We start from the raw sequence: 15,925 nt of genomic DNA on the forward strand, positions 1-15,925 counted from the left end.
AATATATATTAATTTTGTCATTTTGACAACTATATTTGTCAAAATGACATATATCGTGTATGTTATATGTGAGAAATTTATAATATGAAGAGGGGGGTCATTATTATGAAAAAAATTGATATTATAGGTAATGATTCGTTAATAAAGGCATTTTCTAAATATCAAATCGCCTTATGTATTGTTTTTGGTGGCGTGTTTTTTGTCATGGTAAAGATGTCTGATACTATTGATATTTTCGATTCAATGTTAGCTAATATATTTATTGGAATAGGGTTATTTATAGGGACATATATCGTACATGAATTAATTCATGCTTTGTTTTTCAAATTATTTTCACCATTGAATAAGGTGAATTTTGGTATGGCTAACGGCATGATTTATTGTGCAATACCAGGGGGAAGCTTTACGCCATTAACTTTTGCTATAAGTGCAATAGCACCATTTGTGATTATTACTTCAACTTTCATCATAACTTTTTATATGGGAATTTTACCCAAAGTGTTCTTTTTATCATTTGCTACCATGCATACAATGTCATGTGTTGGAGACTTTTATTGGGTGATTAAAATGATACAAACGCCTAAGCATTCTAAGATTGAAACTACAGATAGTGGCATTGTTATCAGTTAAAACTTGGAAGTTACGAAAAATTATTTCGATATTCAGACGCACTAATTTCAAAATGCTTTGTAAAATTTTTAGAAAATAGTAAAGGATCCTTATATCCGACTTTACTTGAAACTTCACATATCATGTTATTCGTATGTATAAGTAATTGAGATGCATGATACATACGGATATATGTTAAGTATGCTTTGGGAGAACAATTTAAATTCTTCTTAAACAGCTTGAATAAATGACTGCGAGTGACATTAACATATTGCGCAACATCAACGACACTAATATTCTTGTGATAGTTTGAATTGATAAATTCGACTGCTTTTTGGATATCTTCGTTAACAATATCGACGTTAACTGAGAAATTTTTAGGAAACTGTTCTTGTAGCATATAAACTAATTGGTATATATGCTGCATGATTAAAATATCATGTGAGTTGCTAGACGCAATGGTTTTTGAAAGATTACAGATATTTAGAATCGTTTTTTTAATTTCAGAAGTGTCTTTACCTTTAATGACGTGATCATCAACGATATAACTGCGTGCTAAATAATCTAGAATCTGTTTACCGCTAATACCAACCCAATAATAAGTCCAAGGTTTTGAAAATGAAGGCTTATATTCAACTTCCATACCTTTTTCTAGTAAAAACATATCGCCTTTTTTTAAGTTAAAACTCTCCCCATTATATTTAAAAATACCTTCACCATGCGTCACGATATGTATGACAGATGTTTGGAAAACTGTATAATTATAACCTACGTTTGGTACACCGACTTCAATACCACATTCTACTAAATTAGCATCTATTAACTTTTTGCTAAATTTTTTCCATAAAACTTGCATAACACACCTCTCAATTCATTATATTGAACTTCTTTAGACTTATATAACCACATTATAATAACAAAATGCAACATTTTGCCATATAACATCATCATTATGCTATTCACTACACGCACTTTAAGTTGGTAAAATGACATTAACATATATGTAAACGCTTTAAAAAGTGAAATTTTAGAGGTGGAGAAGATGGATAGATATTTAACTGGAAAGCAAAAATTAGCTTTTGGATTTGGTGCAATAGGGAAGGACGCCATATTTAATATTGTTGGGCTCTTCTTAATGTTTTATATCACAGATATTGTAGGTTTATCTCCTGCGTTTGTCGGAGTTATGCTTTTTGTTGCACGTATTTGGGACGCGATTAATGACCCGATTATGGGGATGATCGTTGATAATACGCGAAATAACTTTGGTAAGTTCAAGACTTGGCTCGTTATCGGTACGCTTGCTAATGCTATTGTTACAGTCTTGCTGTTTACGAATTTAGATTTATCTCAAACGTCTATGTATATTTATATATCGATTATGTATATTTCCTGGGGAATGACATATACGATGATGGATATTCCATACTGGTCTTGGTTACCGAACTTGACGCATAATCCTAGAGAACGTGAAGAGATTTCAGTTATTCCTAGATTTTTCGCAAGTTTAGCTGCATTTATTGTAGGTACTTTTGGTTTGTTCTTTATACATAAATTAGGTGATGTCTTTGGTAGTGGCAGTGATTCAGTAGGGATTTTTGTCTTTGCCGTAATTTGTAGTATTGTTTTTATCTTTACGATAAGTGTAACAGTATTCAAAGTACCTGAAGATCATGAAATGGAAAAACAAATAGGTATTAAAGTTAATTTTAAAGATATTGGTCGTATTTTATTTAAAAACAAAGAATTACTTGCCATCATGGGTGTTTTATTAACTTTTAATTTATGTCTACAAACGCTTAATGGTTCTATCATTTATTACTTTAAATATGTAGTGAATGCGGAACATTTATTTTCAATTTTTAATTCAATGATACTGTGTGAAATGCTTGGTTTGCTACTTTTACCACGTTTTATTAAATGGGTTGGTAGAACTAGAGCGTTTAATACATCTATTACGCTTATCATAACTGGTTTGGTTATTATTTTAATATCAGGCTTCGTGGCGCCACAGAGTACTATCTTAGTCATTATAGGTGCAGGTATGTTACGTGTTGGTTCAGGATTTATGATTGGTATTACAACAGTGTCGCTTGCAGATGTGATTGATTATGGTGAAGTGAAGTTTGGACAACGTAATGAGAGTGTGATCACTTCCACAAATACGTTTTTAACTAAAGCATCACAAGCAGTTGCCGCTTTAATTGTGGGGATTGGGTTATCTGTATTAGGTTATACGCCGAATGAGGCACAATCAGAGGCCACAGTTAATGGTCTGCGTATCATGATTATTGTCGCACCGCTAGTTTTCGTTAGTCTAACAGCATTTTTATATCATAAAGCATTCCATTTAAAAGGTGACTTTTTAAATGATATTGAGAAAACACTCCGATATAAACGTCAGAGAGAACATAGAGAGAATATTAAATAGAGGGGATGTCATTTTATGTTAGAAGAACAATTTCATAAAAATATGGAGATTCAGCATGTGAACTTGATGCCAAGACGTGCATTTTATATACCTTATCAACGAGGGGAGGCTGACTACCGTTTAGAAACACGTTATAATACAAAAAATGTGACATTATTAAATGGTGATTGGCACTTTGAATATTTCAATTCTCTAGAAGCATGTTTAAACCAACCTCAACAGATTAAAAAGGATATATTGCCAGTACCGTCTGTATGGAATTTATATGGCTACGATCAAATACAGTATCTTAACACACAATATCCAATTCCATTTGATCCGCCATATGTTCCGAAGTACAACCCATGCGGACGTTATACGCGTTCTTTTGAGTTAAGTTCATATGATGTGCAGAGTGATTATCATTTGAATTTTGAAGGTGTAGCTAGCGCATTTTATGTATGGATAAATGATCAATTTGTAGGTTATAGTCAGATATCTCATGCTATTTCAGAATTTGATATTTCAAAATTTGTACGTGATGGAGAAAATACGATACAAGTTCTTGTATTAAAATATTCAGATGGCACATATTTTGAAGACCAAGATATGTTCAGACATTCAGGTATTTTTAGAGATGTTTATATTTTAAAACGAGCGCAATCACGTGTAGATGATTTTAAAATTGAAACACATTTAAATGATGATTTGGATAAAGCAACGATAGATGTGAACTTGGCACGTAAAGAAAGATTAGACCAAGTTGAATTACACTTATATAATCCATATGGTGAATTAGTAAGCAGTACTCAAGTTTCAGAACAGTGTAGCTTTACAGTTAACAAACCACAATTATGGTCAGCAGAAAGCCCTGTACTTTATACGTTAGCAATTACTACTGCTCAAGAAGTGATTACCCAAAAAATTGGTGTTCGAGAAGTTAAAATCAGAGATAATCAATTTTATATTAATGGACAATCTATTAAATTACGTGGCACCAATCATCATGATAGTGATCCTAAAACAGGCTATACGATAAATGAAGCTCAATTTATGAGAGATTTAGAGCTTATGAAGCGAGGTAATTTTAATGCAATTCGTACAGCACATTATCCGAAATCGCCTTTATTCTATGAATTAACAGACCAATATGGCTTTTATGTGATGAGTGAAGCAGATTTAGAAACGCATGGTGTAGTTCGTCTATATGGTGAAGAGAACACTGAGCACTTTAATATCATTACGGATGACCCTAAATATCAAACTGCAATTATCGAGCGTATTGAAGCGTCAATAATTCCTTTGAAAAACTATAGTTCGATTGTTTCATGGTCAATGGGTAATGAATCTGGATTTGGCGTTATTATGGTTGAAGGCTTGGCACGAGCGAAAGAATTAGATGCTACACGACCACTTCATTATGAAGGCACATTACATCGTGATAAATCAAAAGATTATGATTTATCTAATGTTGAAATGATTAGTAGGATGTATCCATCTCCAGAAGAAATTGAAACGACATATTTGAAGAACCCGAATTTAGATAAACCCTTTATTTTGTGTGAATATGCGCATGCCATGGGGAATTCACCAGGCGATCTTCATGATTATCAAAAGCTTGTTGAGACATACGATAGTTTTATTGGAGGGTTCGTATGGGAATGGTGTGACCACGGAATTCAGACAGGCGTGAAAGATGGTAAACCAATATTTAGGTATGGTGGAGATTTCGGAGAACGTCTACATGATGGTAATTTCTGTGTGGACGGTATTGTTTCACCTGACCGTATACCTCACGAAGGATATTATGAATTTAAACATGAACATAGACCTTTAAAAGTAATAGCGCAAGATGGGTATCACCTGACATTACGTAATCAACTTGATTTCACGCATATAGAAGATTATTTAAGTGTTGAAGCAACCGCTACTTATTTAAATGGAAAGCGTCAGACGTTTGAAGTTCCTTTTACTAAATTCGCGCCCCATACGACTCAAGATATTGATTTAAGTGGTTATATTAATATAAATGAACTTAGTGATGTGATGTTACACTACAAATTGGAATGTGCAGATAAGTTACGTCCGGCCCATTTTGAATTAGGATATGATCAAATCGTGTATCAACGCCAATCAATGACGTATCAGAATACGAAACCGTCATCAATATCATATAAAGACGATATTCATACAATCTATGTTTCTATTGGTGATTGGATATACACTTTTAATAAAATAGATGCGAGTTTAAAAACAGTTGCGCATGAAGGTGTAATAGTTATGAATCAGAAAACAGAAAATAATCTATGGCGTGCACCAACAGATAATGACATCAATGCTAAGCAAGAATGGGTATACGCTGGATATAAAGATGTTACTACGCGTGTGCATGATTACAGAATCGTTGAAAATAAGAGTGACGTCAGACTTATTTTTGATATTGCGTTGGTTAATGAAGCGGTTCCTCCTGTGCTTTCAGGTACACTTACGTGGACAATTCAAAACGATGGTACACTTACTGTGAATTATGATTTAGCGAAAGATACATTAGCACCATTTCTACCACGCTTCGGTTTAGCCATGACATTACCAAGTAACTATGAGCAAGTCGAATATTATGGGAATGGTCCTTATAGCAGCTATCAAGATAAAGGTTTGGCAACATATTTAGATTATTTCGAAACGACAGTGACAGATAATGTAAGTAACGATATCAAACCTCAAGAATCAGGAAGTCATAATCAGACTACATTTGTTAAAGTTTCAAATGGTCGAAATGCTATGGTTGTAACAAGTGGAGACACATTCAGTTTTAATACCACGCATTATTCATTAAATCAGCTAACGCATACGTCACATAAAGACGAATTAGAAGTTGAAGATTATACGTATTTGTATATTGATTATGCTCAAAGTGGGATTGGCTCTAATAGTTGCGGTCCAGAATTAAATGAAGCTTATCGACTCAATGATACACAATTAAAATTTAATTTTAAATTGAATTTTGAGTAGCTAGTGTTTAAGGTGTTTACTCATATTAGTCAGCAACATAGAACTGTCGCTTAAAAATTACTTATAATACAAAAATCCCGTTATCAAATAAAGTGATAGCGGGATTTTTTAAATATAAGTATTATGATAATCAGCGTATTAACTAAAAATTTATAGCAATTATTTAATCAATAGTAGCTGGTTCGCTAGTTAGATTATTTTTAGAGTTATTAACGATTTTTGATTTCTTAGGTACTGGTACAATATAATTTCCATTAGGTATCTTAATGAGTAACCCGATAATCACAATTGATATAACTACAATGATTACAAATGAAAGACCGTATAGGAAGAAACTATCTCTATTGTCAAAAACTGGGATTTTGTGCACGAGCCATTTCACTAATGGATGCACTAGATATATTCCCATAGAGTAATTACCTATATGAGTTAATGTCTTTATAATTAATTTATTATTTTTAATAAGAGCATTAAAGTAAATTAAAAGAGCTAAGAAAAATGGTATATACAATAAGAATATTGGATGGGATGAAGTTACGAAGTTATCTAAATCTATAAATAATAAAAAAGATATAAATAATACAGTAATTATTGGTAAACATACAGCTTTGTATCTTTTAATCATTATGTTTATTTCTTCATAATATTTGGCAAAAACAATCCCCAACATAAAATATGAAATCCAATTTAAGATAAAGGATCTACTAGAAATAAAAGTACCTAAAATAGGTATGTCTAGAGTAAAATGTTGATTATACAAAAGCCATAATGCATTCACTAAAGTTAGTGTGCCATAAGCTAACAATAAAGGAATACCTTTTTTGATTTTTTGTAAAATAGGAAACAATATGTAAAATTCAATTACAGTTAAAATAAAATATAAATGATAATTTCCTGTTCCATATAAATAATACTCTAAAAAATTAGTGTCACTGTTTAAAGTCACTTCTACTACACCCAAATAATATAAATAAACAGTTGTCCATATTAAATAAGGGATAAATATTTTAGTGAACCTTGATCGTATAAAATAATTCAAATCAAATCCACGTCTTAATGCAGAATTAGTTAGTAGAAATGCACTGATTACAGCAAATATAGGGGTTCCTAATCTAGCGATTTGACTTAAATAGCCTGCTATTACTGTCATACTCTGACTATTTTCACTATTAGTATATGAAACAGATAAATGAACGCATACTACTAGTAGTGTTGCAATCGCCCTTATTATTGGAATCTCGTCAAAATACTTCAAAATGATCCTCCTCATGTTGTTCTCTCTTGTTCTTACATAAAATGCACAAAATGATATACTCATTAGACATTTTATAAATATTGCTAAATATCACATTGCTTAATATTATCTAAGAATTATCTTTTAATCTATACAAAAAACAAAGAATTTTTAATTTTTATTAATATATTGTATTGAAATGTTAAAATAAAATAATGAATATATACTTGTTGGGCACATAGTAAATCTAACTATTTCCTTGGAAAATAATAAGACAACATAAAAATAAACCATGGTGTTATATTTCCAATACATGCTAAAATTAAAATTAATAATAATGCTAAAAATTTCTGTATTATAAAATATAAAAATAATTGAACTATAGAACACTACATTCATAATATAAAAGAAGGTGTGATTTTATTGGAACTTAGACATATGCAGTATTTTGTTGAAGTCGTAAAACAAAAAAGTATGACGAAAGCAGCAGCTAAACTTTTTATTACACAGCCAACAATTAGTAATACGATTAGATTACTAGAAAAAGAATTAGAAGTAACATTATTTAATAGATATAAAAACCAAATATACTTAACTGATGCAGGGGAGGCATTCTTTTTTCAATGTAAAGAAATGCTAAAAATGTATGAAAACATCCCTAATGAATTAAGTAATCTTTTAGAATTGAAAAGTGGACATTTAAAAATAGGCATCCCTACAATTATTAATATTCGAAGACTAATAAAACTCATCTCTCAGTTTCATGATTCTTACCCAAATGTAACATTTCAACTTTTTGAAAATGGAAGTAAGAAAATCGAAAATGACATATATTATGGTGATTTGGATATGGGGATTACTGTCTTACCGACGAATCATAAAATCTTCAGTACATTCACTTTTTTAGAAGAAAAATTAAAGCTTGTAGTTCATAAAGATCATCCATTATCTGATAAAGATACGATTGATATTGAAGATTTAGAGCATCAAGAATTTATTTTATTTAATTCTGATTTTTACTTAAACGATAAAATAAAAAATACGTGTAGAAACTATGGGTTTAATCCTAATATTATTTTTGAAACGACTCAATGGAGCTTTATAGAAGAAATGTTAATAAATAATATGGGCATCTGTATATTACCTGAGGGGATACTTGATTTATTGGATAAAGATTTGAAAGCTATTAGTATTAACGAACCTTCAATGAAATGGGAACTTGCCATTATTTGGAGAAAAGATATCATAGTTGATTCATTAACTAAAAATTGGATTAAATTTATACAAGAAAACTACTTATTACACCATTAAACGCAAAGTCATTCACAAAATTTATACCCTTATAAAAAAAGGATATTTTCTATTTATATGCTCCCGCTCTATAATTTATGACATAAACATTATAGAACGGGAGTTTTTCATGGAAAATTATAAATATCCGAGCGATAGTAAAATTGTCAGTACCGATCAAGTGTTAATTAATGACTTGAATAATTACAACACACTATTTGGTGGCGTATTGATGAAAAAAATCGATAATAATGCGACATTGTCTGCTAGAAGACATGCAAGAGTTAAAGAATGTGTCACAGCATCTACAGATAGTGTAGAATTTTTACATCCTATTACTCAATCTGATTCAGTTTGTATAGAATCTTCTGTAGTTTATACAGGAGAAAAATCTATGGAAATATTTTGTAAGGTTATTTCGGAAGATATGATTACAGCAGAAAGAAAAATTGCTGCTATCGCTTTTCTTACGTTTGTAGCCTTAGATGAAAACAAAAAATCAATTAAAGTACCTAAAATTACAGCGCAGACTGAAGATGAAAAAACATTATATATGTATGGTGAAGAAAGAGCGAAAATGCGTAAAGCGAGAAGAGCACAAAGTAAAACATTAATTAAGTCTCTTAATTTATGTAAACCATGGGAATTGGAGAAGTGATAAAAATGGTTAATGAAATGGATGAACTCACACAATGCAAATTAGATTTAAAAACTTTGAGAGAAGAATCTCCTCAGTTATATGAGCAATTAGAATATATAGCAAGTTTAACAAGACAATTAAGTATTCATTATAAATATTTAGGATTACTTATGTTTTCAAATAATAATGAAGCTATTCAAAACAACAGACCTATCTTAATTAGAGATTCTGTTTTAGAGTTATATGAAAGAGAAGTTGAAAAAGTTAAACAAAATAATGAATTCAAATTTGTTAATGAAATGATATTAAAATTCCAATTTGTAGCTTACTCACAAATATTCCTTATCGTTTTAGGTGCAGAACCTAGTTTTGTATTTAATAACACGATTATTAAATAATACAGGGCTACTTCTATCTTGAAATGAGGCAGCAATAAATGAGCATATCAGAATGTAGATATTTATGTATCAAACAAGACAAATCCTTTGAAAAAGGTAAGCTATATTGGCTTTTCCCAACAGAGGTGTCTACACTTGATGAAAAATATTTTTACGTATCAAACGATGGACAACTTTTAACAGAAGCGTACAAAAGTAGTAACTTTATTAAAAGTGTCTCGCACTAATGTAATATAGCATTTTCGAATACGACAAGAATCCTAAACTACTATTATTTAAAAACACGATTTTGAACGTGTCTGGTTACCTATTTTATAGTATGCATCCTCAATCATACTATGCTTTGGAGCTAAACCTTTCAAAATCTGACAAGTATAGATGAATTTTAAAAGCAGTCACAAGTTTAATAATTTGTGACTGCTTTTTATAATTTCATTCTTTTTCAATATTTGATGCACATGCAAAGCAATATAAATGATTGTCTTGATATTCACCATTCAAGAAACCATTTAAACAATAAATATCTTTTTGGCAGACAGAACATTTTCCTACTAATTTTTGACTCCTCTCTGATATTTCGTCATTACACATATGCTTTGATAATTAAACGTAATATGGACCTCCCAATTAGTATAATATTGTCTTGATATCAAGTTATAAGCAAATTTTCAAAAAAATAAATGTAATTTTATTCAGAGAATAGTTGATTTATTCAAACACTTAAATTTGATTAATCGCGCACGATTAATTATACTTTAATAAATTGACAGTAACTGAAAAGGTGGACGAAGATGGACAATGAAGAAATGAAATTAACAAATCAATTATGTTTTTCTGCTTATAATGTTAATCGCTTATTCGGAAAATTTTATGAGCAACAGCTTAAACAATTTGGTTTAACATTTTCACAATATCTTGTATTACTCGCATTGTGGGAAGAGAGCCCACAAACTTTACTATCTATTGGTGGAAAATTAGATTTAGCAAGTAATACCTTAACCCCTGTACTTAAGAGGCTTGAACGGGCCGGATGGGTTAAGAGGAAAAAATCTGAGTCTGATAAAAGACAATTGATTGTCACACTAACTGAAAAAGGTCATCAAGAAAAAAATGCGGTACATAAGGCCATTTCTGAATGTATTGCGGGAGAGTTTGATCTGGATGAATATTTACGTGCTAAAGCAATAATGGATAATTTAGAATTAACTTTAAGTAAATTATTAAAGGATGGCTAAAGATGAATAAAAACATTTATGATATTACAGTAAAACAGAAAGATGGCTCAACATATCAATTAAGTGAATATCAAGCGCAAGTCATCATTGTAGTAAATACTGCGACAAAATGTGGGTTGAGTGGCCAATTTGAAGAATTAGAGGAACTTTATCAAAAATACAAAGAACAAGGTTTAGTTGTACTGGGCTTTCCATGTAACCAGTTTGCTAATCAAGAGCCAGGTACAAATGAGCAAGTGGCTGAAACATGCAAAATCAACTTTGGGGTTACATTTCCAATACACTCAAAAATTAATGTGAATGGCAAGAATGAGAGTCCTTTATTTACTTTATTAAAAAATGAATCATCAAGCTTATTGGGTAAAAGTATTAAATGGAATTTCACTAAATTTTTAATTGACCGTAATGGTGAGGTAGTAAAAAGATACGGTCCTAAAGATAGTCCATACAGTATGGAAGAAACGATACAATCCCTATTGTAAAAAGAGAAAATTGGAGGATGAATTATGACTAGACAAAGAAAAGTGATTGTTCTATATTTTATAGCATTTTTAATTATGATAGTAATGAATTATTTGAATAGTGGGAACATTGGTAACGTTGCACAAGATAAACAAGCAATTATTCAACCTGCAGGCTTCGCATTTTCAATTTGGGGTGTAATTTATGTACTTATTTTAGCATGGCTCATTAAATTATTTGTTTCAAATTCGAAAACAAGTAACTTAGTAAATCAATTAAAGTATCTACCTATTATTAATTTTCTATTAAATGGTTTGTGGATTATAGTTTATACACAAAAGTGGATATTAGTTTCAGTCATTGTGATTGTAGCGCTACTTTACACTATTGTAAAAATCTACGTAATCTTATATAAATATCAAGGCTTTAATCGCTTACCATTTTCAATTTATTTTGGCTGGGTTACCTTAGCTACTATAGTTAATATCTTCACTCTAGCCGTAAGTAATAATATTGAAACAATTTTGGGATTAAATGAGCTAAGTTGGACAATTATTCTTCTTATTGTAGCTACAGTAATCGGTGCTTTTATAGCTATATCCTTCAAAGATTGGTTATTTCCATTAGTACTTATATGGCCTTTATACGCCATATATAGTGAAAATAATAATGACTATTTAAACTTGGACATTACACTACTGATTACAAGTTTAGTATTAATTATAATTTCTATTACTACTGGTGTTCGAAAGAAAAAACAAGTGATTTAACCTCATACTGTTCAATATATGAGTTGAAAGATATTACTAACACATCAAATATTTACTCGTAATAAACAGAATCCACAAAATGAAAAAGCATCAACGGCACGTAACTGCTAACGATTAGCTAAATTATATAAGGGTAATTTAATTTTAAGAGACATATAGCTTCATAATTAAATTGAATTAATTTGGCGAAGACATTATTACATCGTTTTGATGAAATGTAAGTTAAGGATGTTTTCTGCTCACTTTTAATAATTAAATTGGAGGTAAGTTTATGACTAGAATACTTCTAACAGGTGCTTCAGGTTATATCGGAAGTCACTTGATGAAACAACTAAAAGAAAATCATGAAATTGTAGCTATTTCAAGAAATATAAAAAATAAATCAGATGAACACAATGTGATATGGAAGTCAGCTGACTTATTTGATTTGAACGAGATTTCAGAAGTTATGGAGGATGTAGATGTCGCGATATATTTAGTGCATTCTATGATGCCTTCTGCTAAGTTAACGCAAGCAAGCTTTGAAGATATGGATGCCTTGCTTGCTGATAATTTTGCGAAAGCAGCAAGTGTAAATAATGTGAAGCATATTGTATTTATGAGTGGTTTGATACCGAATACAAATGAATTATCACCGCATTTAAAAAGTCGTTTAGAATGTGAAAGAATTTTGGGAGACTATGGTGTACCAGTGAGTACATTAAGAGCGGGGTTAATTATTGGTGCTAAAGGAAGCTCATACCCAATATTAAAAAAATTAGTAGAACGTTTGCCAGGACTTGTGTTACCAGCGTGGTCATATAATACGACATTACCAGTAGCTATTGAGGATGTAATAGACGGTCTTTCTAAAGTAGTAGAACGTAAACCGGCATATAATGAAGCAATAGATATTGGTGGACCAAACCATATGACTTATAAAGATTTATTTAAACAGACAGCCGAAGTGTTAGATAAATCTTTACCGACGATGGATTTACCCATTATTCCAATTTGGTTAAGTAAATTTTGGGTGAAATTGATTTCTGGAGTGCCAAAAGAAATGGTTTATCCGCTTATGGATAGTTTAATCCATGACATGACAAGAAATAAAAAAAACATAGTGGACGGCATTTCTATTGGAAAAACAAATTACAAACAAAGTGTACGCAATGCTTTGGCAGAAGAACAAAATAAAACAGATAAAAAGAGTAAACCTAAAAAATCATACGACACGTCTATTAAAGATGTAAGAGCTATTTCAAGAGTTGTGTTACCCAAAGACGTAAATATTAGTGAACTCACTGAAAGTTATGCTCAATTTTTAAATAAAGTTACTTTAAATATAGTTAATAGTAATTTAAATGAAGCACATTTTTCTATAAGAATTCCTTTACTAAATAGACAGTTACTTATTTTAGAAAAAGATACAAAAGCTTCTGATCAAAATAGAGTTTTATACCGTATTATTGGTGGAGATTTTGCATTAGCATCTAATGGAGGTAATGCTAGATTAGAATTTAGAAGAATACTAAATTCTAATGAGTGTATTATTGCGTTACAAGAATATGAACCTACTTTACCTTGGTGGGTCTATAAGTATACGCAAGCTAAACTTCATAAGACGGTTATGAATAGTTTTAAACTCTATTTAAACCTTAAATCTCAAAATAACAAAGGTAGTTTAAACGTTAAAAAATTTATTTTACCACTTATTATTACGTGCGGGGTTGTTACAAAATTATATGGGTTAAAGAAATACTTAGCTCGAAATAATAATATGTCTAATGCTGAATTATTGTAACCCGAAATTAAGTGTTAAATAAAAATAATTTAGATGGTGGATTAAGAATTAGGTGGCTAAGTAAATGAAAAAATTAATAATAGGTAATGTGCTGTACTGGTTTATGATTCAAATGATTATTTCTACATTGGGCACCTTCGTTACTAATGCATTTCTAGAACGCCATTTGAAATATTTTAGAATTTGGCCAATAGAACAAAATGGTGCTTTATGGCAAAAATATTTTAAAGTAAAACGTTGGAAGCGTTATTTGCCTGATGGGCAACGGATTAATCCAAATATTTATAGTAAGTCAAAGTTTGATAAATCTATTACTTCTGAAGCGTTGCATCAATTTATCATAGAAACAAGACGCGCAGAACTCGTTCATATACTCTCAATTGTCCCAGTAGTCATATTTTTGAGAGCCACCAAAATGATTAAAGTAATTAATGTTATATATGTATTGTTAGCAAACGTGCCATGCATGATTGCACAGCGTTACAATAGACCGAAATTAGAACGTTACTATCTTGCAAAAGTTAACAGAAAGGGTGATTAAATGAATAACGAACATGTAGTAGTCATTGGTGGTGGCTTAGGTGGTATTTCTAGTGCGATTCGAATGGCACAGGCTGGTTATTCTGTTGACTTATATGAACAAAATAATCATATCGGTGGCAAGGTTAACAGGCTAAAAACAGAGCAATTTGGTTTTGATTTAGGACCTTCGATTTTAACAATGCCTAAAATATTTCAACGATTGTTTAGCTATAGCAACAAAAACCTAAAAGATTATGTACATATCCAAAAATTAGATATGCAAATTAGAAATTTTTATCCAGATGGTACGATTATTGACTTGTATGAAGCGATGGAAGATACATTAATCAATAATGACGCATTAACAAAAACTGATATTAATCAGTTAAATACATTTTTTGATTATGCGAAAAATATTCATAAGTTTGCCGAAAAAGGTTATTTCAATAAAGGATTAGATACATTATTAGAAATTGTTCGATATCATGGTCCCTTTACTGCATTAAAGGAGTTTGATTATTTTCATACAATGCAACAAGCGATTAACCGTAGGGTAGAGAGTCCATATTTAAGAGAAATGTTAGGCTACTTTATTAAATATGTCGGTTCTTCTTCTTATGATGCGCCAGCCGTATTATCATTATTACCACAAATGCAGCATGCAGAAGGCCTTTGGTATGTAGAAGGGGGTATTCATAAATTAGCTGAAGCAATGGAACAATTAGCGAAGGAACTGGGCGTTCGGATACATTTAAACCAAAAAATTATAGACATGAAATATAACAATCAACATGAGATCACTGAAATTGAATGTGCAAATGGTCAGCGTATTGAGACGGATTTCATAATTTCTAATATGGAAGTTATACCGTTATATAAAAACTTATTACATTTTGAAGAGAAAAAGTTAAAAAAATTGGAACGTAAATTCGAACCAGCAAGTTCAGGCTATGTTATGCATTTAGGTGTTGATAAAAGCTATCCCGAATTAGGACATCATAACTTTTTCTTTTCATCGAATTCAGAAAGAAATTATGATGAAGTATTTAATCAATATGTATTACCACAAGACCCGACAATTTATGTAGTGAATTCTAATAAAACAGATGAGACTCAAGCGCCTAAAGGATACGAAAATATAAAAGTTCTACCACATATACCGTATATACAAGCGCAAGATTTTACTGAAAAACAATACCAACAATTCCGAGAAAACATATTAGATAAATTGGAAGGCATGGGATTAAAAGGTTTAAGAAAGCACATTGTCTATGAAGATACTTGGACGCCGCATGATATAGAAACAACTTATGGTTCAAATAAGGGGGCTATCTATGGTGTGGTATCTAGCAAGAAAAAGAACAATGGTTTTAAGTTTCCCAAACATAGTCAATATTTCAAAAATTTATATTTTGTAGGTGGTTCCGTTAATCCTGGCCCTGGTATGCCTATGGTAACGTTAAGTGGTATGCAAGTTGCAGAGGCTATTATAAGTCAAAATAGAAAGTAGTTGGTAAGATGTTTGTTTTTTACATGATCATGGTTGTACTTGTTCTAGTG

Annotated in this window: 15 protein-coding genes; 13 read left to right on the plus strand and 2 right to left on the minus strand. The window is 30.9% G+C overall.

Features of this window, described 5'->3' with window-relative positions; genetic code table 11:
* Positions 1-105 precede the first annotated feature (105 nt).
* Positions 106-630 (plus strand): DUF3267 domain-containing protein, encoded by a 525-nt coding sequence (locus SOJ_RS01650; RefSeq protein WP_002506325.1) that lies wholly within the window; start codon positions 106-108, stop codon positions 628-630.
* A gap of 10 nt (positions 631-640) precedes the next feature.
* Here SOJ_RS01650 and SOJ_RS01655 read toward each other — a convergent pair whose 3' ends face one another.
* Positions 641-1,465, minus strand: a complete 825-nt coding sequence (locus SOJ_RS01655; RefSeq protein ID WP_002506326.1) for an AraC family transcriptional regulator — start codon at positions 1,463-1,465, stop codon at positions 641-643.
* A 186-nt stretch (positions 1,466-1,651) separates the two neighbouring features.
* Between SOJ_RS01655 and melB the strand changes: the two genes are divergently transcribed.
* Positions 1,652-3,040: a melibiose:sodium transporter MelB gene (melB, locus tag SOJ_RS01660; protein ID WP_002506328.1), complete on the plus strand. Its 1,389-nt coding sequence runs from the start codon at positions 1,652-1,654 to the stop codon at positions 3,038-3,040.
* A 15-nt stretch (positions 3,041-3,055) separates the two neighbouring features.
* Entirely contained in the window at positions 3,056-6,031 is a 2,976-nt protein-coding gene (locus tag SOJ_RS01665) for a glycoside hydrolase family 2 TIM barrel-domain containing protein (protein WP_002506329.1), read from the plus strand.
* A 163-nt stretch (positions 6,032-6,194) separates the two neighbouring features.
* Here the strand turns inward: SOJ_RS01665 and SOJ_RS01670 are convergent, their stop codons facing one another.
* Positions 6,195-7,286 carry an acyltransferase gene (locus tag SOJ_RS01670; protein WP_002506330.1) on the minus strand — a complete coding sequence of 364 codons (1,092 nt, stop codon included), beginning with the start codon at positions 7,284-7,286 and terminating at the stop codon, positions 6,195-6,197.
* Positions 7,287-7,688: 402 nt separating this feature from the next.
* Between SOJ_RS01670 and cidR the strand changes: the two genes are divergently transcribed.
* The 10 genes from cidR to SOJ_RS01720 all read left to right on the plus strand — a co-directional run bounded on the left by cidR (position 7,689) and on the right by SOJ_RS01720 (position 15,875).
* Positions 7,689-8,576 (plus strand): cidABC operon transcriptional activator CidR, encoded by an 888-nt coding sequence (cidR, locus tag SOJ_RS01675; RefSeq protein WP_002506331.1) that lies wholly within the window; start codon positions 7,689-7,691, stop codon positions 8,574-8,576.
* A 109-nt stretch (positions 8,577-8,685) separates the two neighbouring features.
* Positions 8,686-9,213: an acyl-CoA thioesterase gene (locus SOJ_RS01680; protein WP_002506332.1), complete on the plus strand. Its 528-nt coding sequence runs from the start codon at positions 8,686-8,688 to the stop codon at positions 9,211-9,213.
* Between the two features lie 5 nt (positions 9,214-9,218).
* Positions 9,219-9,593: a hypothetical protein gene (locus tag SOJ_RS01685; RefSeq protein ID WP_002506333.1), complete on the plus strand. Its 375-nt coding sequence runs from the start codon at positions 9,219-9,221 to the stop codon at positions 9,591-9,593.
* Between the two features lie 38 nt (positions 9,594-9,631).
* A complete protein-coding gene (locus tag SOJ_RS01690) occupies positions 9,632-9,820 on the plus strand; it encodes a hypothetical protein (RefSeq protein ID WP_002511717.1) in 189 nt (62 codons plus the stop codon).
* A gap of 564 nt (positions 9,821-10,384) precedes the next feature.
* Entirely contained in the window at positions 10,385-10,828 is a 444-nt protein-coding gene (locus tag SOJ_RS01695; RefSeq protein WP_002506335.1) for a MarR family winged helix-turn-helix transcriptional regulator, read from the plus strand.
* Between the two features lie 2 nt (positions 10,829-10,830).
* Positions 10,831-11,310 carry a glutathione peroxidase gene (locus tag SOJ_RS01700; RefSeq protein ID WP_002506336.1) on the plus strand — a complete coding sequence of 160 codons (480 nt, stop codon included), beginning with the start codon at positions 10,831-10,833 and terminating at the stop codon, positions 11,308-11,310.
* Positions 11,311-11,334: 24 nt separating this feature from the next.
* On the plus strand, positions 11,335-12,060 hold the full coding sequence (locus SOJ_RS01705) for a tryptophan-rich sensory protein (RefSeq protein ID WP_002506337.1): 726 nt from the start codon (positions 11,335-11,337) through the stop codon (positions 12,058-12,060).
* 271 nt (positions 12,061-12,331) lie between these two features.
* Positions 12,332-13,843 (plus strand): NAD-dependent epimerase/dehydratase family protein, encoded by a 1,512-nt coding sequence (locus SOJ_RS01710; protein ID WP_002506338.1) that lies wholly within the window; start codon positions 12,332-12,334, stop codon positions 13,841-13,843.
* A gap of 64 nt (positions 13,844-13,907) precedes the next feature.
* Positions 13,908-14,384, plus strand: a complete 477-nt coding sequence (locus tag SOJ_RS01715) for a hypothetical protein (protein ID WP_002506339.1) — start codon at positions 13,908-13,910, stop codon at positions 14,382-14,384.
* Positions 14,385-15,875 carry a phytoene desaturase family protein gene (locus SOJ_RS01720; protein ID WP_002506340.1) on the plus strand — a complete coding sequence of 497 codons (1,491 nt, stop codon included), beginning with the start codon at positions 14,385-14,387 and terminating at the stop codon, positions 15,873-15,875.
* The last annotated feature ends 50 nt before the right edge of the window (positions 15,876-15,925 follow it).

The organism is Staphylococcus sp. OJ82 (assembly GCF_000294465.1).
GTDB classification, from domain to species: Bacteria; Bacillota; Bacilli; order Staphylococcales; family Staphylococcaceae; genus Staphylococcus; species Staphylococcus equorum.